This window comes from Bacillus sp. MMSF_3353 (genome assembly GCF_030733445.1).
In the GTDB taxonomy this organism is placed as follows: domain Bacteria; phylum Bacillota; class Bacilli; order Bacillales; family Bacillaceae_G; genus Bacillus_A; species Bacillus_A wiedmannii.
Genome location: NZ_JASHJA010000003.1, coordinates 486,989 through 511,028 on the forward strand (window position 1 = coordinate 486,989; position 24,040 = coordinate 511,028).

General features: G+C 34.7%; 22 protein-coding genes. 19 read left to right on the forward strand and 3 right to left on the reverse strand.

Annotated elements, in window-relative coordinates; genetic code table 11:
- The first annotated feature begins 135 nt into the window (after positions 1–135).
- From phaR to RBB48_RS10600, 5 genes are all read left to right on the forward strand, one after another.
- Positions 136–618: a polyhydroxyalkanoic acid synthase subunit PhaR gene (gene phaR / locus RBB48_RS10580; RefSeq protein WP_088062564.1), complete on the forward strand. Its 483-nt coding sequence runs from the start codon at positions 136–138 to the stop codon at positions 616–618.
- A 153-nt stretch (positions 619–771) separates the two neighbouring features.
- The gene (locus RBB48_RS10585) at positions 772–1,515 is read left to right on the forward strand and encodes an acetoacetyl-CoA reductase (RefSeq protein WP_000250411.1); all 744 of its coding nucleotides are present in this window, start codon (positions 772–774) and stop codon (positions 1,513–1,515) included.
- An 82-nt stretch (positions 1,516–1,597) separates the two neighbouring features.
- Positions 1,598–2,683, forward strand: coding sequence for a class III poly(R)-hydroxyalkanoic acid synthase subunit PhaC (phaC, locus tag RBB48_RS10590; RefSeq protein WP_000206842.1), 1,086 nt, complete (start codon positions 1,598–1,600; stop codon positions 2,681–2,683).
- Positions 2,684–2,777: 94 nt separating this feature from the next.
- Complete coding sequence (locus RBB48_RS10595; RefSeq protein WP_046958233.1) at positions 2,778–3,971, forward strand: NAD(P)/FAD-dependent oxidoreductase; 1,194 nt, start codon at positions 2,778–2,780, stop codon at positions 3,969–3,971.
- Positions 3,972–3,995: 24 nt separating this feature from the next.
- On the forward strand, positions 3,996–5,345 hold the full coding sequence (locus RBB48_RS10600; RefSeq protein ID WP_088062567.1) for a TrkH family potassium uptake protein: 1,350 nt from the start codon (positions 3,996–3,998) through the stop codon (positions 5,343–5,345).
- 38 nt (positions 5,346–5,383) lie between these two features.
- On the opposite strand, the gene RBB48_RS10605 is transcribed toward RBB48_RS10600, so the two are convergent.
- Positions 5,384–5,719 (reverse strand): DUF3905 domain-containing protein, encoded by a 336-nt coding sequence (locus RBB48_RS10605; RefSeq protein WP_000725963.1) that lies wholly within the window; start codon positions 5,717–5,719, stop codon positions 5,384–5,386.
- A gap of 146 nt (positions 5,720–5,865) precedes the next feature.
- Between RBB48_RS10605 and RBB48_RS10610 the strand changes: the two genes are divergently transcribed.
- From RBB48_RS10610 to cbpA, 11 genes are all read left to right on the forward strand, one after another.
- Complete coding sequence (locus tag RBB48_RS10610) at positions 5,866–6,018, forward strand: hypothetical protein (protein WP_000240799.1); 153 nt, start codon at positions 5,866–5,868, stop codon at positions 6,016–6,018.
- Between the two features lie 228 nt (positions 6,019–6,246).
- A complete protein-coding gene (locus tag RBB48_RS10615; protein ID WP_000750887.1) occupies positions 6,247–7,323 on the forward strand; it encodes a putative 2-aminoethylphosphonate ABC transporter substrate-binding protein in 1,077 nt (358 codons plus the stop codon).
- Positions 7,324–7,343: 20 nt separating this feature from the next.
- Complete coding sequence (locus tag RBB48_RS10620; protein WP_088062569.1) at positions 7,344–8,345, forward strand: putative 2-aminoethylphosphonate ABC transporter ATP-binding protein; 1,002 nt, start codon at positions 7,344–7,346, stop codon at positions 8,343–8,345.
- Positions 8,346–10,103, forward strand: a complete 1,758-nt coding sequence (locus tag RBB48_RS10625) for a putative 2-aminoethylphosphonate ABC transporter permease subunit (RefSeq protein ID WP_060489478.1) — start codon at positions 8,346–8,348, stop codon at positions 10,101–10,103.
- 21 nt (positions 10,104–10,124) lie between these two features.
- Positions 10,125–10,919 carry a phosphonoacetaldehyde hydrolase gene (gene phnX / locus RBB48_RS10630; protein ID WP_046957074.1) on the forward strand — a complete coding sequence of 265 codons (795 nt, stop codon included), beginning with the start codon at positions 10,125–10,127 and terminating at the stop codon, positions 10,917–10,919.
- Positions 10,920–10,934: 15 nt separating this feature from the next.
- The gene (gene phnW, locus RBB48_RS10635; protein WP_046957075.1) at positions 10,935–12,032 is read left to right on the forward strand and encodes a 2-aminoethylphosphonate--pyruvate transaminase; all 1,098 of its coding nucleotides are present in this window, start codon (positions 10,935–10,937) and stop codon (positions 12,030–12,032) included.
- Positions 12,029–13,213 carry a saccharopine dehydrogenase family protein gene (locus tag RBB48_RS10640; RefSeq protein WP_306007614.1) on the forward strand — a complete coding sequence of 395 codons (1,185 nt, stop codon included), beginning with the start codon at positions 12,029–12,031 and terminating at the stop codon, positions 13,211–13,213. The genes phnW and RBB48_RS10640 overlap by 4 nt, the downstream gene beginning before the upstream one ends.
- Positions 13,214–13,253: 40 nt before the next feature.
- Positions 13,254–14,036, forward strand: a complete 783-nt coding sequence (locus RBB48_RS10645) for a DeoR/GlpR family DNA-binding transcription regulator (protein WP_088062576.1) — start codon at positions 13,254–13,256, stop codon at positions 14,034–14,036.
- Between the two features lie 429 nt (positions 14,037–14,465).
- Positions 14,466–16,766 (forward strand): NEAT domain-containing leucine-rich repeat protein, encoded by a 2,301-nt coding sequence (locus RBB48_RS10650; protein ID WP_306007615.1) that lies wholly within the window; start codon positions 14,466–14,468, stop codon positions 16,764–16,766.
- A 248-nt stretch (positions 16,767–17,014) separates the two neighbouring features.
- Positions 17,015–17,644, forward strand: coding sequence for a class II aldolase/adducin family protein (locus tag RBB48_RS10655; protein WP_048545015.1), 630 nt, complete (start codon positions 17,015–17,017; stop codon positions 17,642–17,644).
- Between the two features lie 124 nt (positions 17,645–17,768).
- The gene (gene cbpA, locus RBB48_RS10660) at positions 17,769–18,392 is read left to right on the forward strand and encodes a cyclic di-AMP binding protein CbpA (protein WP_048545012.1); all 624 of its coding nucleotides are present in this window, start codon (positions 17,769–17,771) and stop codon (positions 18,390–18,392) included.
- Positions 18,393–18,458: 66 nt separating this feature from the next.
- Here cbpA and RBB48_RS10665 read toward each other — a convergent pair whose 3' ends face one another.
- A complete protein-coding gene (locus RBB48_RS10665) occupies positions 18,459–19,229 on the reverse strand; it encodes a divergent polysaccharide deacetylase family protein (RefSeq protein WP_046958227.1) in 771 nt (256 codons plus the stop codon).
- A gap of 397 nt (positions 19,230–19,626) precedes the next feature.
- On the opposite strand from RBB48_RS10665, the gene RBB48_RS10670 reads away from it, so the two are divergent.
- Entirely contained in the window at positions 19,627–19,908 is a 282-nt protein-coding gene (locus RBB48_RS10670; protein ID WP_000495532.1) for an aspartyl-phosphate phosphatase Spo0E family protein, read from the forward strand.
- 29 nt (positions 19,909–19,937) lie between these two features.
- Here the strand turns inward: RBB48_RS10670 and RBB48_RS10675 are convergent, their stop codons facing one another.
- Complete coding sequence (locus tag RBB48_RS10675) at positions 19,938–21,434, reverse strand: DUF3149 domain-containing protein (protein ID WP_306007617.1); 1,497 nt, start codon at positions 21,432–21,434, stop codon at positions 19,938–19,940.
- 194 nt (positions 21,435–21,628) lie between these two features.
- On the opposite strand from RBB48_RS10675, the gene RBB48_RS10680 reads away from it, so the two are divergent.
- The gene (locus RBB48_RS10680) at positions 21,629–22,075 is read left to right on the forward strand and encodes a MarR family winged helix-turn-helix transcriptional regulator (RefSeq protein ID WP_000203344.1); all 447 of its coding nucleotides are present in this window, start codon (positions 21,629–21,631) and stop codon (positions 22,073–22,075) included.
- Between the two features lie 160 nt (positions 22,076–22,235).
- On the forward strand, positions 22,236–23,930 hold the full coding sequence (locus RBB48_RS10685; RefSeq protein WP_306007618.1) for a M3 family oligoendopeptidase: 1,695 nt from the start codon (positions 22,236–22,238) through the stop codon (positions 23,928–23,930).
- Positions 23,931–24,040 lie beyond the last annotated feature (110 nt).

A 24,040-nucleotide genomic window follows, 5' to 3' on the forward strand; every position in this document is an offset into this window, starting at 1 on the left:
TATCTGTTTTTAATGTCAACAAATTTATCGGAAAATAAAGAAAAATAAAATATAGACTTGAAGTTTTATTCAGAATATTAGAAAATAGTGAATAGGTTGAATTGTTTCAAAAACGAAAAAGGGAGTGTAGGCGAAGTGATTGATCAAAAATTCGATCCATTGCAAGCATGGAAAAATGCTTATGAACAAACCGAAACATTTTGGGGAAAAGCGCTCAATGAAACAATTAAAACAGAAGAATATTCTGCTTGGATGGGCAGCGTTCTAGATTTGAATTTGTTTTATCAAAAAGCATTAAATGATACGACAAAAAATTATTTAGAACAGGTGAATGTGCCGACGAGAGAGGATATCGCTAGAGTAGCTACGCTTGTTATCAATTTAGAAAATAAAGTTGATAACATTGAGGAGATTCTAGAAGAGAAAGTGGATTCATTAGGACAAGCTCCTACATTAAAGCGTGATGTTACGAAAGTAAAACAAGATATTCGCACGCTAGAAACGAAAGTTGATCAAATTTTAGAGTTACTAGAAAAGCAAAATGCAGTACTAGCGAAATTACAAGTACCTGCAAAAGAAGAAGTAAAACCTACGAATAAGCCGGAAAATAAAAAATGATAATAGCGTTTGTTTATAACGTGTAAAAGGGAAGGGGAGAATCTCTTTTTCATGTATAAACAACGAAACATAATTAATATATGGACTCTATTAATATGAGTACCAAAATGATTCATAACAATCGTTCACAAATTCATTTAAGGGGGAAAAGAAATGGTTCAATTAAATGGCAAAGTAGCAATCGTAACAGGTGGGGCAAAAGGAATTGGAAAAGCAATTACAGTAGCATTAGCACAAGAGGGAGCAAAAGTAGTTATTAACTATAACAGCAGTAAAGAAGCAGCTGAAAACTTAGTAAATGAATTAGGAAAAGAAGGACATGACGTTTATGCAGTTCAAGCGGATGTTTCGAAAGTAGAAGATGCAAACAGACTTGTAGAAGAAGCTGTGAATCATTTTGGTAAAGTTGATATTCTTGTTAATAATGCTGGTATTACAAGAGATCGTACATTCAAAAAATTAAATCGTGAAGATTGGGAGCGCGTAATTGACGTGAACTTGAGCAGTGTATTTAATACAACAAGCGCGGTACTTCCATACATATCGGAAGCAGAAGAAGGAAGAATCATTAGTATTTCTTCTATTATTGGCCAAGCTGGTGGATTTGGACAAACAAACTACTCTGCAGCAAAAGCAGGTATGTTAGGATTTACAAAATCATTAGCATTAGAGCTTGCAAAAACAAATGTAACTGTAAACGCAATTTGCCCAGGATTTATTGATACTGAAATGGTAGCAGAAGTACCAGAAGAAGTACGTCAAAAAATCGTTGCGAAAATCCCGAAAAAACGTTTTGGTCAAGCTGATGAAATTGCAAAAGGTGTAGTATACCTATGCCGTGACGGTGCATATATCACAGGTCAGCAATTAAACATTAACGGTGGATTATACATGTAATGAATCGAGAAAAAAGTGCATATCCATAGCAGGAATGCACTTCTTTTTTTAGAAATAAATCGACCGAAAAGGAGATAGAAAAATGACTACATTCGTAACGGAATGGGAAAAGCAATTGGAGTTGTACCCAGAAGAATATCGTAAAGCATATCGCCGTGTGAAAAGAGCGAGCGAAGTTTTATTACGCGAACCAGAACCACAAGTTGGTTTAACACCAAAAGAAGTTATTTGGACGAAGAATAAAACGAAGCTGTATCGTTACATTCCAAAACAAGAAAAAACACAGAGAGTTCCAATCCTATTAATATACGCGCTTATTAATAAACCGTATATTATGGATTTAACTCCAGGAAATAGTTTAGTGGAATATTTAGTAGATCGTGGTTTTGATGTGTATATGCTTGATTGGGGCACATTTGGTTTAGAAGATAGTCATTTGAAATTTGATGATTTCGTGTTTGATTATATTGCAAAAGCAGTGAAGAAAGTAATGAGAACTGCGAAATCGGACGAGATTTCTTTACTTGGTTATTGCATGGGTGGAACGCTAACTTCTATTTATGCAGCACTTCATCCACACATGCCAATTCGCAACTTAATCTTTATGACAAGTCCTTTTGATTTCTCTGAAACAGGATTATACGGTCCTTTATTAGATGAGAAATACTTCAATTTAGATAAAGCGGTTGATACATTCGGAAATATTCCGCCAGAAATGATTGATTTCGGAAATAAGATGTTAAAACCAATTACAAACTTTGTAGGTCCATATGTCGCTTTACTTGATCGTTCAGAAAATGAGCGCTTCGTCGAAAGCTGGAAATTAGTTCAAAAGTGGGTTGGTGACGGTATTCCATTCCCAGGTGAATCGTATAGACAATGGATTCGTGATTTTTATCAAAATAATAAATTAGTGAAAGGTGAACTCGTTATTCGTGGACAAAAGGTAGACCTTGCAAATATTAAGGCGAATGTCTTAAATATTTCTGCGAAACGTGATCATATCGCCCTGCCATGCCAAGTAGAAGCTTTGCTAGACCATATTTCTAGCACAGATAAACAATATGTATGTTTACCAACGGGACATATGTCGATCGTTTACGGTGGAACAGCGGTAAAACAAACATATCCGACGGTTGGAAATTGGCTGGAGGAGCGTTCTAATTAAAAATAAAAAGTCCAACTAGCGTATGTTAGTTGGATTTTTTTATGGGAAATAACAAAAGATAGAAAGGAGAAATTTATATTTTAGGAGTATAATTATGAAACTTATGACTGGTAAGTTGTTTTGGAATACAGGAGTTTCTATACCTTGTTATCCATCATTAGAAAATGATATGATATGTGATGTGCTTGTAGTCGGAAGCGGAGAAGCAGGTGCTCATATAGCGTATTCGTTAGCGAAAATTGGAATGCGTGTTACGCTCATTGAAAAACGAGCAATCGCATGTGGTAGCACAGCTGCTAATACAGGTTTACTACAATTTCTTCATGATAAATCGCTAACCTCACTTATCCATACATTTGGTGAAAAAAAGGGGGTACGAGCATATAAGCTTTGTTACGAAGCGCTACGAACAATGGAGCAAGTTGTACCGACTCTCGATATTGATCCCCAGTTTATTCCGCGAAGTAGTTTGTATTATGCAAGTAGAAATGAGGATGTATCGTTTTTACAAGAAGAATATAATACGTTACGCCATTATGGATTCCCGGTTGAATATTTTACCGATTCACATATGAAGAAGAAGTATTCATTTATAAAACAAGCAGCGTTATATACGCATGGTGATGCCGAAGTGAATCCGTATTTATTAGCGCATAGCCTTTTGCATAAAGCAAATCAAATGGGAGCTACTATACTTGAGCATACAGAGGCCATACATATAAAAAAACGCCAAAATGATTTAATTTGTTACACGAAAACAGGAAATCAAATTGTAGCAAAGAATATTATTATGGCGACAGGTTATGAAGCACTTTTCGGAAAGAAAGAAAAAAATACAACAGTGGAAACATCATATGCAGTGGTGACAAATAAGGTAGATTCATTTGAAGGCTGGCATGAACAATCATTAATTTGGGAAACAGCACGGCCTTACTTATATTTTCGAACGTATCAAAACCGTATTATTGTAGGCGGATTAGATGAAGCGATGCAAATTCAAACAATTGGTGATACGAAATTATTGCATAAGCGTGATATCCTTATTAACATTGTAAAAGAGATGTTCCCGCAGTATAAGAATATACAGGCAGAGTACTATTGGGCGGCAGCATTTGGCGGTAGTCATGATGGTCTCCCTATTTTAAAAGAAGACAAAGAGATACATAATTTATTTTACGCATTGCCATATGGAGGTAATGGAACTGTGTATGGAATGGTATTTGCCAAATTATTTGAGCAGTTATTTACAAATAAAGAAAGTGAAGATTTTTCTTTATTTAATCGATAGAAAAAAAGGTAGCGAAGTGATGGAATGAGAGATATAAAAAAATTTTTACAAAAATTACGTCCTGTACAACTCATTGTTTTATTTTATTTATTAGCAGTAGTTGTATCGGTGATATTGCTTAGTTTCCCGTTTGTTACGAAGTCTGGTGTGAAATGGACATTTATCGATGCCCTCTTTACATCTGTTAGTGCGGTAAGTGTTACGGGACTGTCTGTTGTTACAATTTCAGATACATTTACTACGGCAGGAATTATTATGTTAGCCCTTATTTTACAATTAGGCGGCTTAGGAATTATGGCACTTGGTACGTTTGTTTGGATTATAACGGGGAAAAAGATCGGTTTGCAGAGAAGAAGACTCATTATGGCAGACCATAATCAAGGGAATTTATCAGGCCTTGTAGAATTGATGCGTTCTATTTTAATTGTAATTATTTCGATAGAACTTATCGGAGCGATACTATTAGGTACAAGATTTCTACTTTATTTTCCAACTTGGCAAGAAGCTTATTTTCACGGTTTCTTTGCCGCTGTTAGTGCAACCACGAACGGCGGATTTGATTTAACTGGACAATCACTAATTCCGTACAAAAAAGATTATATTGTGCAAATGATTCATATGTTACTTATTGTTTTAGGAGCGATTGGCTTCCCGGTGTTAATGGAAATAAAGCAATTCTTTAGTAAAAGGCGACAGCAATTATTCCGCTTTTCGTTATTTACAAAATTGACGACAACAACATTTTTTGCCCTCGTTATCGTTGGAACCATTATGATTTTTTTACTAGAACGAAATCAATTTTTAGCAGGAAAGTCATGGCATGAAACAGTTTTCTATACATTATTCCAATCTGTGACGACGCGAAGCGGTGGACTTGCTACAATGGATATACGTGAATTGTCACAACCGACGCTTTTATTTATGAGTATATTAATGTTTATAGGGGCATCTCCAAGTTCGGTTGGGGGCGGAATACGTACAACAACATTTGCTGTTAGTATATTATCGTTATACACTTTTGCAAGAGGTGGAAGAACGGTTAGAGTCTTCAAACGTCAGTTACATGAAGAAGACGTGCTAAAAGCATCTGTCGTTATGACGATGGGGATTTTATTATGTGCCACAGCACTCTTTATTTTATCTATTACGGAAAATGTACCGCTTATGAGTTTAATTGTTGAAGTGTGTTCTGCTTTCGGAACGACAGGGCTATCGACAGGTATTACGCCAGATTTAACAACTGTTGGTAAACTTGTACTCATTGTACTTATGTTTATTGGGCGTGTCGGTATTTTAACATTTATACTGGCTAGTGGGGGAAGAGAACAGCCACCTCGCTATAAATACCCGAAAGAGAGAATTATTATTGGATAGTATGAAACCATTCTACCTATGTGAGGTAGAATGGTTTTTTAGTCGTTAATGCCAAATTGCGGATGCATAAAAGCCTCATTCTTATTATCCACTTCTTTTTTTAGCAACTCTTGATTTTCTTCTGAAATCCACCCAATATCATTTGTAGGATGAATCCATTCTTCTCCAGCCATAATGGCAGGGTCTACTTCATCAGTCCAATTGTGAAGTGGACTATTCTCGGAATCATATTTACTGTCTCCGATTACGACGTCATATTGATTTATGAAAGGTTGTTGCATCTTCTTTCCTGTTCCTTTAAAAGATGGGAAATTCATTTGATGCGGGAGCGTTTCATCTAAAATTGGTGACTGGATTTTATCTTTCTTCTTCAAAATAATCGCCCCTTTTCTAATGTTTTTTTCATAGGTAGTATTTCCATCTAGCGGCCTTATGTACTTGTTAACACTTGCCAGTAATAATTATTTAATGTTGTTTCAAACTAGAGTTGAAAGTGAATTCTTGAGAGCAGGTGAATGTATTGGTAAAAAGAAAAGTGAAACAAAATGCGGCAATCAACAATAATAAAACTCCGAAAGAAAGCTTACCAGATGCAGAATTTGCATTAGAGTATGAAGGAGAAAATAGCGCGAAGTATGCAAATCGTAATTCAAAAAAAGGTAAACAAAAATGAGGCGTTTTTTACAAACGCCTCATTTTTTTGTGGGATTATAAAGGTTTTTTTAATTATTTGTAAATTTAGTGTTCATTATTAGCAGAAAAATGCGAAAAAACATAGAAGTAGCAACGTATTACACAAAAACAAACAACAAACAAAAGATTAATGTTGGTTTAATACTGCTTTTACACTAGTTGTTTATATTAGAGTTGTACATAAGATTTATAAAAGGAGAGAGAGACAGTGAAAAAAACAATCTTTAAAGCTGTAGCAACTGGAATGGTATTTTCGTTATTAATGGGGTGTGGTGCAAAGAAAGAAGAAAGTGCTGGGGCAAAAGTAAAGGATGATAAATTATCTGGATCATTAACTGTTTACACAGCGATTGAAGAAGAACTTGTACCAATTTATCTTGATTCTTTTAAAAAGAAATATCCAGATGTGAAACTGAACATTGTTCGTGATTCAACTGGAGTTATTACAGCGAAATTGCTAGCTGAAGGAAAAAATACACAAGCAGATGTTGTATGGGGAACAGCAGCGTCTAGTCTATTAGCTTTAGATAAAAAAGATATGTTAAAAGGATACTCTCCAAAAGGAGCGGATCGTGTTCTTCCGCAATTTAAAGATGATAAGCAACCAGAAAAATGGGTAGGTAATACGGCATTTATGACGGGGATTGCTATAAATAAAGAAGAATTAAAGAAGAAAAATTTACCGATGCCAGAATCATACGAAGACTTAACGAAACCAGAATATAAAGGAACGCTTGTTATGCCACATCCAGCTTCTTCTGGAACAGGATTTTTAACAGTTTCTGCATGGTTACAAATTATGGGTGAAGATAAAGGCTGGGATTACATGAAGAAACTTCATGATAATATGGCAACTTATACTCATTCAGGTTCAAAACCAGCGAAATTAGCAGGCGCAGGTGAATATCCAGTTGGCGTATCAATGGTTTATAGTGCTTTGAAAGAGAAACAAAAAGGTGCACCAGTTGAAGTTGTATTGCCGAAAGAAGGATTAGGTTGGGAAGTAGAAGCGAACGCACTTATTAAAAAAGATAATGCAAAAAATGAAAAATTAGCGCAAGCATTTTTAGATTGGGCAATTACTGATGATGTAATGAAGTTATACTTCGAGAAAAATGGATTCGCGACAATTAAAAATGATTATAAACTTCCAGATGGATTCCCTAAAGATGTGACAGAAAAGTTATACAAAAAGAATGACTTTAAATGGGCAGCAGAAAATCGTGACAAAATTTTAGAAAAATGGGAAAAAGAGTTTGGCCAAAAAGCAGAACCGAAAAAGTAAGTGAGTGGGAGAGAGAAAAAATGAGCGAATATTTATCAATTCAACACATTCAAAAACAGTTTGATGCATTTACAGCGTTAAAAGATATTTCTTTTACTGTGAAAAAAAATGAGTTTGTATGTTTATTAGGCCCAAGTGGTTGTGGGAAAACAACATTGCTTCGAATTTTAGCAGGGCTAGAAGAGGCAACAACAGGTAGTATCGCTGTGGATGGAAAAGATATTACAGCATTACCTCCTGGAAAGAGGAATTTCGGAATGGTGTTTCAATCGTATGCATTATTTCCGAATTTAACAGCACTTGAAAACATTGAATATGGCTTAAAGACAAAAAAATATGGAAAAGCAGAAGTAAAAGAGAAAGCGCTAGAGGCGTTAGAACTTGTAGATTTGCTGAATGTAAAAGATAAATATCCTGCTCAAATGTCTGGTGGACAACAGCAGCGAGTAGCACTTGCACGTGCGCTCGCTCTGTCTCCGGATATTTTGTTACTCGATGAGCCATTATCTGCTTTAGATGCAAAAGTGCGTGAAAAGTTACGTAGAGAAATGCGTGATTTGCAAGAAAAAGTAGGAGTAACAACTATTATGGTTACGCATGATCAAGAAGAGGCATTAACGATGGCCGATAAAATTGTTGTAATGAATCATGCGGAAATTATGCAGATTGGCACACCAGAGGAGATTTATCAAAGACCAGCCAATCCATTTGTGGCAGATTTTATTGGTTCTATTAATTTCTTTTCGAAAAACAATGAAGAACATGCAATTCGTCCTGAGCATGTAACAGTTGTACAAAAGGATGGTATTAAAACGGTTGTGGAAAGCATGGAATTTCGCGGATCTGTATATCGGACGGAAGTGCGGGTCGTAGAAGAAAAAACACATCTTTATAACGAGAAAATTGTAGTGGATATATTGGCATCAGAAGTAGAAGTAACCGCAATTAGAAAAGGAAAGCCGATTCAAATCTCTTTCTCAGAAAATCATATGTTGTCATATGGAAAGAAGGTCATTGTATAGATGGAGATGTTAGAAGATTTCAAGGTAGAAAGTACGAAAAAAAAGATTAAGAGACGTATCGGTAAAGAAGAGTGGATACAAAGACTATTAATTATTGGTATGCTTCTCGCGTTTTTGATCATGCTTGTATTACCTCTATTACAATTGTTTACACAAGCTTTTTATGATAAAGATGGAGCTTTCATTGGTGTTGCGAATTTCAGTAAATATTTCACAACACCAACGCTAGTTCAATCATTACAAAATACGATATGGATTTCGGGCGCGACAACAATTATTGCAGTAACACTCGCTTTCGCTTACGCCTATGCGATCGCTCGTACGAATGTGTTTGGAAAGCGTGTATTTCAATATATTGCGTTGTTACCATTATTCGCACCAACGATGATGCATGGTATCGCACTTACATATTTATTTGGTAATCAAGGGTTAGTAACGAAAGGAATGTTTGGTTTGTTTGAAGGGATACAAATCCCTTTATATGGACCAGTAGGAATTGTAATGGCTGAAGTCATGTATACATTTCCGCAAGCATTTCTTATATTATTAATTGCTTTTCAAGGCTCTGATTATCGTTTATATGAAGCTTCTAATATGTTAGGAGCGAGTAAAACAAAGCAATTTTTCACTGTTACTTTACCTAGTGTAAAGTACGGATTAATTAGTGCGATGTTCGTTGTGTTTACACTTAGTTTCACTGATTTTGGTGCACCAAAAATTGTTGGTGGGCAATATAATGTACTTGCTACTGACGTATATAAGCAAGTAATTGGGCAGCAAAATATGCCGATGGGTGCAACTGTCGGAATGATTTTATTAATCCCAGCTATATTTGCCTTTGCAGTTGATCGCATTACGCAAAGAAAGCAGGCGAATCTCTTATCTTCCAAATCAGTACCTTACAGAATAATAAATAATAAGAAACGAGATGTTATTTCGTTCGTATATTGTAGCGTAGTAACGCTTATGATCATTCTATTATTTGTGGCAGTTGGTATTGCTGCAAGTGTGAAAGTATGGCCATATAATATGAGCTTTACATTTGAGCATTTTAATTTTTCCAGTTTAACAGGAGATGGACTTGAAGCATTTAAAAATAGCGTAATTGTTTCAGCAATTACTGCGGTTATTGGAGCGGTTTTAACATTTATGTTCGCTTATGCGATTGAGAAAATAGATCAGCTACAATTTTTCCGAAAAGCAGGTTACTTTTTCTCTATCGTCCCTTTAGCGATACCGGGTTTAGTACTTGGGTTAGGCTACGTCTTCTTCTTTAGTCAACCAACAATACAAATCTTTGGACTTTCCGTAACGAACCCGTTCCATTCTCTATACGGAACAATTGCTGTGCTAGTACTAGTCAATATCATTCATTTTTATTCTGTAACATTTGTTACGGCAACGACAGCTTTAAAGAAATTGGACCGAGAGTTTGAACTTGTTTCACAGTCGATGGGGATACCGTTTTATAAAACATTCTTTCGAGTTACGGTACCGATGTGTTTACCAGCCATTTTAGAAATGGTAATGTACTACTTCGTAAATTCAATGGTAACTGTCTCAGCAGTTGTATTCCTGTATGCAGCTGATTTTAAACTAGCTGCCGTATCAATTGTAAATATGGATGATGCAGGAAATGTAGCACCAGCAGCTGCAATGAGTGTACTTATTGTTGTTACAAATATTGTAGTGAGAGTTGTATATGAATGGGGAACGAAAGCACTTCGTAACCGAACGTCACAATGGCAAAAAAGATAAATAAGAAGGGTGATGGATTAGATGAAAGTAGAAGCAGTTATTTTTGATTGGGCAGGTACAACAGTTGATTACGGATGTTTTGCACCACTGGAAGTATTTATGGAGATTTTCCATAAACGCGGTGTTGCAATTACTGCAGAAGAAGCCCGTAAGCCAATGGGATTATTGAAAATTGATCATGTTAGGGCATTAACAGAGATGCCTCGTATTGCGAGTGAGTGGAATCGTATTTTCGGACAATTACCAACAGAAGCAGACATTCAGGAGATGTATGAAGAATTCGAAAAGATTCTCTTCACTATTTTACCGCGCTATGCGTCGCCGATTAATGGAGTAAAAGAAGTGATTGCTTCTTTACGTGAAAGAGGAATTAAAATTGGTTCAACGACTGGTTATACGAGAGAAATGATGGACATTGTAGCAAAAGAAGCAGCACTACAAGGGTATAAACCTGATTTTCTTGTAACACCAGATGATGTTCCAGCAGGTCGTCCGTATCCGTGGATGTGCTATAAAAATGCGATGGAGCTTGGTGTATATCCAATGAATCATATGATAAAAGTTGGAGACACGGTATCAGATATGAAAGAGGGAAGAAATGCTGGTATGTGGACAGTGGGTGTAATTCTCGGCAGTAGCGAACTCGGCTTAACTGAAGAGGAAGTGGAGAATATGGATCCGGTAGAACTTCGTGAAAAAATAGAAGTAGTTCGCAATCGTTTCGTTGAAAATGGGGCGCACTTTACGATAGAAACGATGCAGGAACTCGAAAACGTAATGGAACATATCGAGAAACAAGAACTTATTATTTCATAAAAGGGGAATAGGATCATGACTGAAAATCACTATTTATTATTAACGCCTGGACCATTAACAACAACCAAAACAGTAAAAGAAGTTATGTTATACGATTGGTGTACGTGGGATGCTGAATATAACAAAATGGTACAAGAGGTAAGAGCTAAGCTTGTATCGTTAGCAACGAAGGAAGAAGAGACATATACAACTGTTCTCATGCAAGGAAGCGGTACGTTTTCAGTTGAAGCAGTGATTGGATCTGTCGTTCCTAAAAATGGAAAGCTGCTCGTATGTACAAATGGTGCGTACGGTAAGCGAATTGTACAAATGGCAGAGCTGTTACATATAGATGTCGTGGTCAGTCAAACAGAAGAGTGGGAGCCTACTAATATTGCAGAGGTAGAAAAGATATTGCAACAAGATAAAGAGATTACACATATTGCAGTTGTTCATTGTGAAACAACAACAGGTATTATCAATCCAATTGTAGATGTATGTAAATTAGGGAAGCAATACGGAAAAGTAACACTAGTTGATGCAATGAGTAGTTTTGGTGGTATTGAAATAAATATCGCTGAGTTGCAAATTGACTTTCTAATTAGTAGTGCGAATAAATGTATTCAAGGGGTTCCTGGATTCGGCTTTGTTATTGCAAAGCGCGATGAATTGGTGAAATGTAAAGGGCAGGCACGTTCATTATCATTAGATTTATTTGATCAGTGGGAAACGATGGAAAATCAAAATGGGAAATGGCGTTTTACGTCACCTACACATGTTGTACACGCTTTTTATCAAGCACTACTTGAATTAGAAAAAGAGGGCGGAGTAGAAGCGCGTTACAATCGATATTATAACAATCAAAAAATATTAGTGAATAGAATGAGAGAAATCGGATTTAAGCCACTAGTAGATGAAAAATATCAATCGCCTATTATTACATCCTTCATTTATCCAGAAGAGGGGTTTGATTTTGGGCAGTTATATAATGAATTAAAGTGCGATGGGTTTGTTATTTATCCAGGTAAAATTTCAAAAGTAGATACATTCCGCATTGGAAATATCGGTGATGTACATGAGGCAGATATCCATCGCTTAGTTGATAGTATTGCTAAAGGAGTTGTTATAGGTTGAAAGTATTTTGCTTAGGGGGAGCAGGTAAAATTTGTCGTGAAGCAATTTTAGATTTAGTGCAATTTTCATCTTTTGAGGCGATTACAGTAGCTGATTTTAATGAAGAAGAGGGCCTGAAAGTAGTAGAATGGCTCAACGATCCTCGTGTTGATTTTGTGAAAGTAGATGTAACGAATCACGAGGATACGGTTGCAAAAATGAAAGGTTATGACATTGTAATGGACGGTACGACAATTAAGTTAAATGGATTGTCTACTCGATGTATTGCAGAAGCGGGTTGTCACGGTGTGAATTTGAATGGATTTGGTGAAGAAAATGAATCTCATTCTATATTTGCTCAAAATGAAAAAACGTGTTTACCCGGTTTTGGTATGACGCCAGGTGTAACGCAAATGATGGCAATGCATGCAGCAAATCAGCTAGATACTGTAGAGTCAGTACGTGTAAGTCATGGCTCGTACCGTCCAATTGCTTTTTCTGCATCAATTACAGAAACAACGACATATGAATATGATCCACATTTACCATCGCGTACAGTATATGAAGATGGTGAGTTTAAGCAAGTACCTCCGTTTGCGCGTCCAAGAGAAATTGAATTACCGGCGCCTTATGGTAAGGCAACGCAGTATATAATACCGCATTCTGAAACGATTACGTTAGCAAAAGCACTAGAAAATAAAGGCGTCAAACTGATAGAGACGAGAGGAACTTGGCCAAAGCAAAATATGCAGCTCGTACTTGCTTTATATGATTATGGTATATTGCGTAATGATCTGGTTGACATAAATGGGAAAGAAATTGGTATTATGGATTGTATTTCGAAGTATTTATTGCAATCGAAAGAAGGGAAAGAAACAGAAATTTACGGTTATGCACTTCATGTAGAAGTAATAGGTATGAAAAATAATGAGAAACAAAGGCACATATTATATCATACACACCCGTTATCTGATGGTTCTGTTGTAGGGTGGGAAAAATTAAGAGCTTATACGAGAAACGTCGGTATTCCATTTGGGATTGCTACAGAGTTAATCGCAAAAGGGAATGTAAATAAAGTTGGTGTTGTGACACCTGAGGAAGCTTTTGTAAATCCACAAATTATTTTTGATGAACTAAAAAAGCGTGGTATTCATATTCATGAAGAAATTTTAACTGAAAAAGAAAGTTATAACTTTGTATAAGTAAGGCAGTGTATGAGGTAGAAATCAATGGGGTGAAGCTATGTCTGTAGTAGGTGAAGAAAGAAAGCGAACCATTCTTGAGAAGGTGGAGTTTAAAGGGAAAGTAAAAGTTTCAGAGTTAGCGAGAGAGTTTGCTGTATCAACAGAGACGATTCGTCGTTATTTAGAAGAATTGGATCGTGAAAAGAAGTTGAAGAAAGTGTATGGTGGAGCCGTCCAACTTCCGGGAGCTGGAATAGAGGCACCAATGTTAGAACGAGAGATGCTGCATATAGAAGAGAAGAAGAGAATTGGGTATAAAGCAGCAACGTTTGTGGAAGATGGGGATGTGATTGCGATTGATGATGGAAGTACACCACTTCAAATGGTGCCATATCTTGTTCATCGTAAAAATTTAACGATTGTAACAAGTTCATTTCCAGTAGCTACACAATTAATTTCTTCTATTAATAAAAAGATGTTTCACGGTGAAGTTTTATTTATTGGTGGAAAAGTATCTCCAAAGCATTCACGTGTGTCAGGTTCTATTTCACAGCAAGTAATCCAGCAATTTCATTTTCATAAAGCATTCGTTTCGATTGATGGATTGTTACCTGGTTTTGGGGTTTCTAGTTTTGAATTAGAAAAGGCGAAACTGTCAGAAGCGATGCTGAAATTAGCGGAGAAAACATATATTTTATGTGATCATACAAAAGTAGAGGTAAAAGGAAATTATCGAATAGCAGCATTTTCACGTATCCAACATGTAATTTGTGATAAGAAAATGCCCTATAGTTTTGAAGAGGAAGTCAAAAATCATAATATTCAATGGACAATTTGCTAAATAAATTGAACTCCCACCTGTTTTTGAGGTGGGAGTTTTACTGTCCGCAAATAGCGGGATAAAAGATTTGTATGTATGCAAAAAGTGGACACATTTTCTCATCTCTTTCATATAATTTACCAATACAAAAAAAGTTGGTCGAAGGAAAGAAGGGAGAAGCATGTCAGAACGGATATATAATAAACTTGTATTGTATGCAAATATTTTGCAAAAAATTGGTTTTATTAATGAAAAAGAAAAAAGTGAAATTCTTCATATGCTAGGTAAAAAGGCCCTTTGATTAAAGGGTTTTTTATTTTTTATCTTTGGAAATATAAACTTAATGTAATATTATCATTGACAATGATAATGATATTCATTATCATTTATTTGTAGATAATTGATAACATTTATCAATTATGAAAATTATATATGATAGGGGATATTATTTTGAAAAAAAGTTATATTAAGGCGCTAGTAGTAGCCACAACATTAGCAATTCCATTTGCTACATACTCTACTCCAGCATTAGCAGCACTAAAAGCTGAAGCAAACCAGTCGGTGGCAGCAGCTAGTGAACGTACATACGATACTGAGATTAAAATATATAAGGATCAAAAAGATGAGCCATCTATGGTTTCTCAGTACATAAAAAATCCTAAAGTAGCAATTGAAGATGGGAAAAAAATCGTTACTGTAACAATACAAGATAGCGATTATTTTCAATATCTTAGAATAGAGGATAAAAACCAACCTGGTGTATTTCAAGATGTGAAAGTTTTATCAGAAGATAAGAGGAAAAATGGAACGAAAGTGGTCCAATTTGAAATTGGCGAATTTGAGAAGAAGCATAATATGCAAATGCATATACTTATTCCGGCCATCGGATATGATCACAAATATCAAGTTCAATTTGAAATTAAAGATCCAACTGTAGGTGACAAAGAAACAGAGAAACCAGATGATAACTCTAATTCAGGCAATACGGAAACGGATCATCCAGTTGATAGTCAAAATATGATAACAGATAACAAATTAAGAGAACTTGTTAATAAAAAAGTATTTAATAGAAAAGATTTAAATACACCAATTACGAAAGAGGAGTTATTACAAGTAAAGGACTTGTTTTTAAACACGAATGAGATTCTTGATTATAGTGCATTAAAATATATGCCAAATTTAAAATCTTTAACAGTTGCGAATGCGAAGATAACAGATCCGTCGTTCTTTGCTAATTTAAAGCAATTAAATCATTTAGCTTTGCGTGGTAATGAATTTTCAGATGTAACACCACTTGTTAAGCTGGATAATTTAGCATCTCTTGATTTGAGTAATAATAAAATTACAAACGTTGCACCACTCGTTGAAATGAAAAATGTAAAAAGTTTATATCTATCAGGCAACCAAATAGAAGACGTAACAGCATTAGCGAAAATGGAACAACTAGATTACTTGAATTTAGCAAATAATAAAATTACGAATGTTGCTCCATTAAGCGCGTTGAAAAATGTAACATACTTAACTTTAGCAGGTAATCAAATTGAAGATATTAAACCGTTATATTCATTACCTTTAAAAGATTTAGTATTAACGCGTAATAAAGTTAAAGATTTATCGGGTATTGATCAAATGAATCAATTAAATAAATTATTTATCGGTAAAAATCAAATTGAAGATGTGACACCACTTGCTAAAATGACTCAGCTTACAGAATTAGATTTACCTAATAATGAGTTAAAGGATATTACTCCATTATCAAATCTAGTAAACTTACAAAAACTTGATTTAGAAGCAAATTATATTTCAGACTTATCGCCAGTTAGTAAGTTGAATAAGTTAGTATATTTAAGTTTTGTTGCAAATGAAATCCGCGATGTTAGACCAGTAATAGAACTAAGTAAGAAGGCTTATATTAATGTTCAAAACCAAAAAGTCTTTCTAGAGGATACAGAAGTAAATAAAGAAGTAAAAGTACCTATATACGAAAAAGACGGCGAGGTATCTACAAAAATCCGTCTGAAGAGTGATGGTGGTACGTATAGTAATGGTGTAGTGAAATGGAGTACACCAGGTGAGAAAGTATATGAATTTGGAGTGAAAGATCCATTTGCAGATACAGGTATTTTCTTTACAGGATCTATAATTCAAAATGTAGTAGAAAGTAAAGGGGACAACAATTCTAAAGAAAACAATACTTCTAAAGAAGATGAAAAAGTAGAAGTAGTAGAATTTAAAGATGTACCAAAAGGACATTGGTCAGAAGAAGCAATTCATTATTTAGCGAAAGAAAATATTTTCAAGGGATATGGAAATGGACAATTTGGATTTGGGGATAGTATTACTCGTGGACAAGTTGCGTCTTTAGTACAAAGGTACTTGAAATTAGAAAATAAAGTAGAGCAGAAAGAGAGATTTACAGATACGAAAGGGCATATGTTTGAGCAAGAGATTGCCACAGTTGCGCAAGCTGGAATTATGCAAGGAGATGGTACTGGGGAGTTCCGTCCAGATGGAGTATTAACTCGATATGAAATGTCAGTAGTATTACAAAAAGTATTTCAGTTAAAGGGAAATGAAAAGAGTGTAGAGAACTTTACTGATGTGCCAAAAGGTCATTGGGCAGAAGGCTATGTGAAAGCTTTAGCGGATAATAATATATCAAAAGGTGATGGAAAAGGAAACTTTTTAGGTGATGATTTCGTAACACGTGAACAATATGCACAGTTTTTATATAACGCAATAAAGAAATAAAAGATGAGAAAATACGTTATTCTTTGATTTAAAAAGAATAACGTATTTTTTATGTACAAAATGAAATAGGGAATAGACAGAAGTATAGATATATGGATGGCCCATTTTAAAGAAGAGCTATGAAACTATATTGACAAAAAGGCGTTATCATGTGATAATTCAATTAAATTTTTAGAATAATCAAAAAATACTCCTTTTACATAGAAAGGATTCGAACATTATATAAATATTATGCCGGGGGTGACGAAATGTTATTTTTTCTAAAAAAATGGAATGAATTAAAAGATGTGAAATCTGAATTGGCACTTCGTGATTGGTTTTATGGTACAAAAATTAGTTTATCACTCTGTACGTCAAAAGAGCCGTTAACTTTTTTAATAAACGTTGAGGGAAGAGATAAAGGGTTATTTTCAGAAGAAGACTTTATTGTTGTTAATTGTATGTGTGAGCCAGTATTTGAAAATGAGGAAAAACCAGCTGCAGAATCGTTTATGCATGCGGATATTTATAAAAAAAGTAGTGCAGAATGTATTTTACAAGTGCAGACTGTAGATAGTCATTTAATATCAGAGTTATATGGAGAAGAAGGGGAAGTAACATTCGATAAACGTAGTGTGGAACGTGTTTTTGGAAAAGAAGGTATAACAGAAATGACAATTCCCATTGTAGAAGATGAGAAGAAATTTGCTGATTTATTAGAAAATAATGTACCGAATTTTATTGAAGGTGGAGGAGTAGTTCTTGTTCATAATTATGGCATGATTGTGTGGGGGAAAACTCCAGAAGAAGCGAAAAAATGGCTAGAGGGTATAGAATATTTAATGAATTACCATGTAAAGTTGTTAATGATAAAAGGTGCAAAGAGCTCTGTTATATAAAATGTTTGTGATGTCGTTACAAGTCAATAAAAAATGAAAGCGTTTTAAAAATAATTTCACTCATAAAATATAGGTCTCCTTATTATATATAGATTACATGTTGACATGTAAGGAGGAACATATTTTGCGAGTTAAATATCATTTTCTGCCAAAACAGCAAGTAACATTTTGCAAAATGAACGATTCAGGTGAAGAGGCTTTGCACATTATGAATGAAACGGGATTTCGAGCAATCCCTGTATTAGCAGAAGATGAAAAGAAATTCATAGGGATTATTTATAAAGTAGATCTTTTAGAAAAGAAGTGTAATAGCGGATTAGAGAAATTAAGTGCGGAACATATGCTGGGAGATTCCTCCGCATTTATTTTTGAAAAGGATTCTTTTTTTAGAGCATTTTATGTTATTCGTCGACTTCCATTTTTAGCTGTGCTAAATGACTATAATGAATTTGTCGGTATCTTAACGCATTCCAATATATTTGATGTTATTGAAGATTCATTCGGTATGCGGACGGGTGGTTATATATTAACAATTGCAACACAAGATTGTAAGGGAACGATTAAAGAACTTGGGACATTGTTGAAAGCATTTAATATCGGTGGATTATTTACACTAGATAACGGTGATCAATATATTCGCCGCGTTATCGTAAATATAGCAGATGAGTTAAATGAAAAAAGATTAAAGCAATTAATCGAAAAAATAGAGAAAAAAGGATTCAGGGTGAGTCATGTAGATTATATTTAAGGTGAAAAGGAAAGGTACCAATTTGCTATATGCAGATTGGTACCTTTTTAGTGTGAGTAATGAATCTTATTTTGAAACAGGAGGTGGAGATAGTGCTAAATCAGATAAAAAAATAAAATCTGCATGCGCGCGAATGTTAGGAATAGAAGTTTCTATAACACGTGATGTAATTTCACCTGGAGGTCCAACGTGTCCAATAGCTACCATAATCGGTTTTTCTTGAAGTTTTTTAATGAGTAATTGGGCTTGTTTTGAAATATGTGCCGCCGTATACACATCATCAAAAAATAATTGATTTTCAATAATAGGCACTCCTAATTCTTTCCCGATTTTTGGGACAACACTCTTAGGATTTGTTTTGCTATCTAAATAAAATAAACCGTGTTTTTTACAAGCTGCAAGTATAAGTCGTACAATTCTTTCGTCCGCGGTCACTTTTGATCCCATATGATTGTTCATGCCAATTGCATGCGGTACTTCTTGAATCGCTTGTTCGAGTCGGTTATTTATTTCTTCGTCGCTTAAATCAGTTGTAATTGCTTTTGGTCCAAGCCATTCTTTTTTACCTTTAATAGGTTCCATTGGCATATGTATAATAACTTCGTGCCCTTTCTTATGAGCCGCTATCGCATCTTCCTTTGTGGAAGGGAGAAAAGGCATAACGGCAACAGTCAGTGGAATAGGAAGTGATAACATTTTATCAGTCCCCTTCATATTATTGCCGAAGTCATCAATGACAATAGCGACTTTGTTTGTATGGGCCTTTGCTTGAACAGGAAACAAGAAGGATGGTAAAAACATAGTAAATATAAGCAATGCAATCGTATATTTGCGCATATAAATATTTCCTTTCTATTTTATCCCGCTATTTGCGAGCAGTGAGGAATGGACAAAATCCCCAATGATTAAATTTCAATTTATCAATCATCATTATGTTTTGCGTTTTTATATAAATTAAACAAAAAATGTCGAAGAAAAGTATATGGAAAATAGAGAATCCGCTATTTAATTGGTATTTGTAAAAAAAGAAGATGAAAAAAATGTCTATTATTGCGAATGTATTTACAAAGATAGAATAATTTGTAATAATTCTCAAAGTGAGGGTAAAGATTTGTAAATTACAGGGAGAAAATGTTAAATTTTCTGATTCTTCAAATTCAAATATGATTAAGTAGTTAAAAGGCCGATGGAGAAGTAAAGTCGAGAGCACGGAAGTATAATAAGGGGGATATGGATGTTTACTGTAAAAAGGAAGTACACATTAGAAAAGCTTTCACGTGATATTCATATGAAACGTGAAGAAATGATTCAATTAGGTTTAACAAGTGGGTTAAATAGTATGGAGACAATTCAAGTGAGTCAAGAATTGGACAAGCTTATTTTACAGTACCAGTGTTATAAAGAAAAACAAACACCAAAATGGTTATCAATTATAAAGGTACCTATTTTTCAAATTGGGTATGAAGGGAAATCAAGTAATTTTTGGCGAATGCTTGTGGCTGGTTTTATGAAATAAGTATAATTACCCTTTTGGGATAAGGATAATTATACTAGGTGTAACGGAATTTCGATATGAACTGTCGTTCCTTCATTTTCTATACTATCAATAAAAATATGCCCATTGTACATCTCTACAATTCGTTTACATATGACAAGTCCAAGACCGGTTCCAGTATCTTTATTAGTAAAGAACGGATGAAAGAGGTGTTTTTGAATATGTTTCGGAATTCCCTTTCCAGTATCTGTAATTTTCAATTGTGCGTGTGTCTCATTGTTTGTTACGGAAATGGTCAGTGTGTCACCAGAATTCATGGCTTCAATTGCATTTTTTGTAATGTTTAAAACCACTTGTTTCATATGGTCTTTTGAGCAACGGATATGAACAGGATGGTCTGGCAAATGTAAATGGAATACAATGTTATGTAGATTCGCCTCAGATTGAATAATTAATGCTACCTCATTTAGAATGGTTCTCACATCATATGTTTGTTCAATGATAGCAGTTGGCTTTCCAAGAATAAGAAATTCGCTTACAATTTCATTAATCCGTTCTATTTCTTGTTCGATGATGGAAAAATAAAACTGATCTTGTTCATCTTTATATTTCTCTTTTAATAGAGCGACGAGCCCTTTAATTCCGGTAAGAGGATTACGGATTTCGTGGGCTGTACTAGCTGCAAAAGTTCCAACTAATTCAATTTTTTGTAGTTCATTTTGTTGTCTTTCCAGTTTTGTTTGACGTTTTAACAACATATATTGAGCAAGTAAAAATAAAATAGACATTAAAAATAAAGTAGCTATACACTCTATTGCAACCCACTGATATAAAGTTTTTTGATGGATAGGCAATGGAGAAACAGAGACCTTCCAATTTAATCTTTTGAGTGGGGTAGTAAGCATATTAGAATGCGCATCACTTGTTTCGTTATTATCATCGGTGAGAAAAACTACATCATGTTTATCAGTTACTTCAAAATGATATTGTGGCTTAATGGCATTTAAAGATGCTGAAATGTAGTCAAAGCGTAAACTTGCTAACAATAAGCCTGAGATTTCCTTCTGTTTATTGAAAATGGGAGAAGCAATCATAATAGCTTGATGTCCAAGAACACGATCTGTAATGACTGATGATACAGTTGTTTTCTTCGTTTGCAATACGTCTTGAATATATTTGCGATCTGAGACATCAACAGGTGGCCGGTTGCCTTCAGATGCGATTGTAATGATTCCTTCTGGTGTAGCGTAATATAAACCAGAAAAACGTGCATCGTTTCCATCTGTATCATGTACAATTTGTTTAACTCCATTTATATTTCCAGTCTCGGTTCCTACGACCTTTGAGAGCATTTTTAATGCGGAAATTGCTTCACCAAGGTGATGATCTAAATAGTCTCTATATAAAAAGAGAACCGTGTGAGCAGATAGTTTGTTTTCCTGCTTCATTTTATACGAATGATATGAATAAAATGTAGCACCAATCCCTATCGTTGGTAGGATAACAAGCACTATATATAAAACTATGCTGTGGAATTTGACTTTCAAATTTGGTACTCCTTCTTTTTTATTATCATTATATATAAACTATGTTAAAATTGTCATGTTTTTATTCAAGAATCATTCATAATATATTTGGGGAGAGGAAATGAATGAGTGAATACTCATTCGGAATTCAGATGAAGTACTAAGTTGTTTTTTCTTTTTATTACTGAGAATTTAAGTGAAGGGTTGAAAGTTGTATGACATCAAATAATGAACGAGAAGATATTTCTCAATCTTTAAAAGTATTTATTGCATTATCTCGTGTACATCGTTCTGTTATGGATACTACAAATAAATCTATACAAAGTAACGGGCTAAATCCAACTGAATTTGCTGTATTAGAACTGTTATATCATAAAGGCGGTCAACCGCTTCAGCAAATTGGTGAGCGTATTTTAATAGCTAGTGGCAGCATTACATATGTTGTAGATAAGCTAGAGAAAAAGGGACTAGTAAAGAGAATTCCGTGCCCGAATGACAGACGTGTTATTTATGCACAACTAACTGAATCTGGAGAGAGCTTTATTGCTTCTATTTTTCCAGGGCATGAGCAAGTTATACATCAGTCTTTTGAAATGTTAACGAAAGAGGAAAAGGATGAATTACTAGCTCTATTAAAAAAGATTGGAAAATATGAAAAATAATAGTATGTTTCAAAAGAGCTTTGGATAAAGAAATCCAAGGTTCTTTTGTTTACATGTAATTATGACAGCATCTGCCGTATTTTGTTGAAGAATAAGAGGAGATTTGTAAGTAAGCATTGAATTATAGTAAGGATGCACATAATGGAGAGGAGGCTCGTTCATGTCATTTAAAGACTATGAATATAAACGGCCAAATATTGAAGAATTAAAAGAAAAGTTTACCGTTGCTTTAGAGAAGTTTGATAACGTAAAAACGGTAGAAGAACAAAAACAAGTCATCAATTCAATTAACGAAATTCGCAACGACTTCGGTACAATGGGGAACCTTTGTTACATTCGTCATTCTGTTGATACGACAGATGCTTTTTATAAGGAAGAGCAAGATTTCTTTGATGAATTCTCTCCCGTTGTACAAGGATATGGTACAAAGTATTATAATGCGTTAATTCATTCTCCATTCCGTGAAGAATTAGAAGCGTATTATGGAAAGCAATTATTTGCTTTAGCGGAGTGTGATTTGAAAACATACTCTGATGAAGTTGTGAAAGATTTACAATTAGAGAATAAATTGTCTTCACAATATACACAGTTATTAGCATCTGCAAAAATTGACTTTGCAGGAGAAGAAAGAACGTTATCGCAACTGATTCCGTTTATGCAAGGGAAAGAAAGAAGTGAACGTAAAGCAGCAAGTGAAGCATATTACGGATTTTTAGCTGAGAATGAGGAAGAGTTAGATCGTATTTATGATGAGCTTGTTAAAGTGAGAACGAAAATCGCCAAATCTTTAGGTTTCAAAAACTTTGTTGAACTTGGATATGCAAGAATGTACCGTACAGATTATAATGCGGAAATGGTGGCGAATTATCGTCAGCAAGTACTAGATTATATCGTTCCCGTTACAACGGAGTTAAGAAAACGACAACAAGCACGTATTGGTGTAGAGAAGTTAGCATATTACGACGAAAACTTTGAGTTTGCTACTGGTAATCCAACTCCAAAAGGAGATGCGGATTGGATTGTTAATCATGGGAAAACGATGTATAAAGTGTTATCGGCTGAAACGGATGAATTTTTCAATTTCATGCTAGATAATGATTTATTAGATTTAGTTGCGAAAAAAGGAAAAGCTGGTGGCGGATATTGTACATATATTGAGAATTATAAAGCGCCATTTATTTTCTCAAACTTCAACGGAACATCTGGCGACATTGATGTATTAACACATGAAGCTGGTCATGCTTTCCAAGTATATGAAAGTCGTAAGTTTGAAATTCCAGAATACAATTGGCCAACGTATGAAGCATGTGAAATTCATTCTATGAGTATGGAATTCTTTACATGGCCATGGATGAAGTCATTCTTTGAAGAAGATGCAGATAAATATTATTTCTCTCACTTAAGTTCAGCACTTCTGTTTTTACCGTATGGTGTATCTGTTGATGAATACCAACATTATGTATATGAAAATCCAGAAGCATCACCAGAAGAGCGTAAGACAGCATGGCGTAATATAGAGAAAAAGTATTTGCCGCATCGTGATTATGAAGATAATGATTATTTAGAGCGCGGTGGATTCTGGCAACGTCAAGGACATATTTATAGCTCGCCGTTCTACTATATCGACTACACATTAGCACAAATTTGTGCACTGCAATTTTGGAAACGTGCAAGAGATAATAGACAAGAGGCATGGGAAGATTATGTGAATCTGTGTCAACAAGGTGGAAGTAAATCATTCTTGGAATTAGTAGAAGTTGCAAATTTAACATCACCATTTGCTGAAGGCTGTGTGAAAAGTGTCATTACAGAAATTGAAGCGTGGCTACGTGCGATTGACGACACAAAATTGTAAAAAACATGCGCTTTTTTTCACATGTTTAACATCGACATAACTAGAAAATGATGAGATAATAAAAGAAAATTCAGAATACTAAAGAGGTGTTTCTAATAAGGAGCACCTCT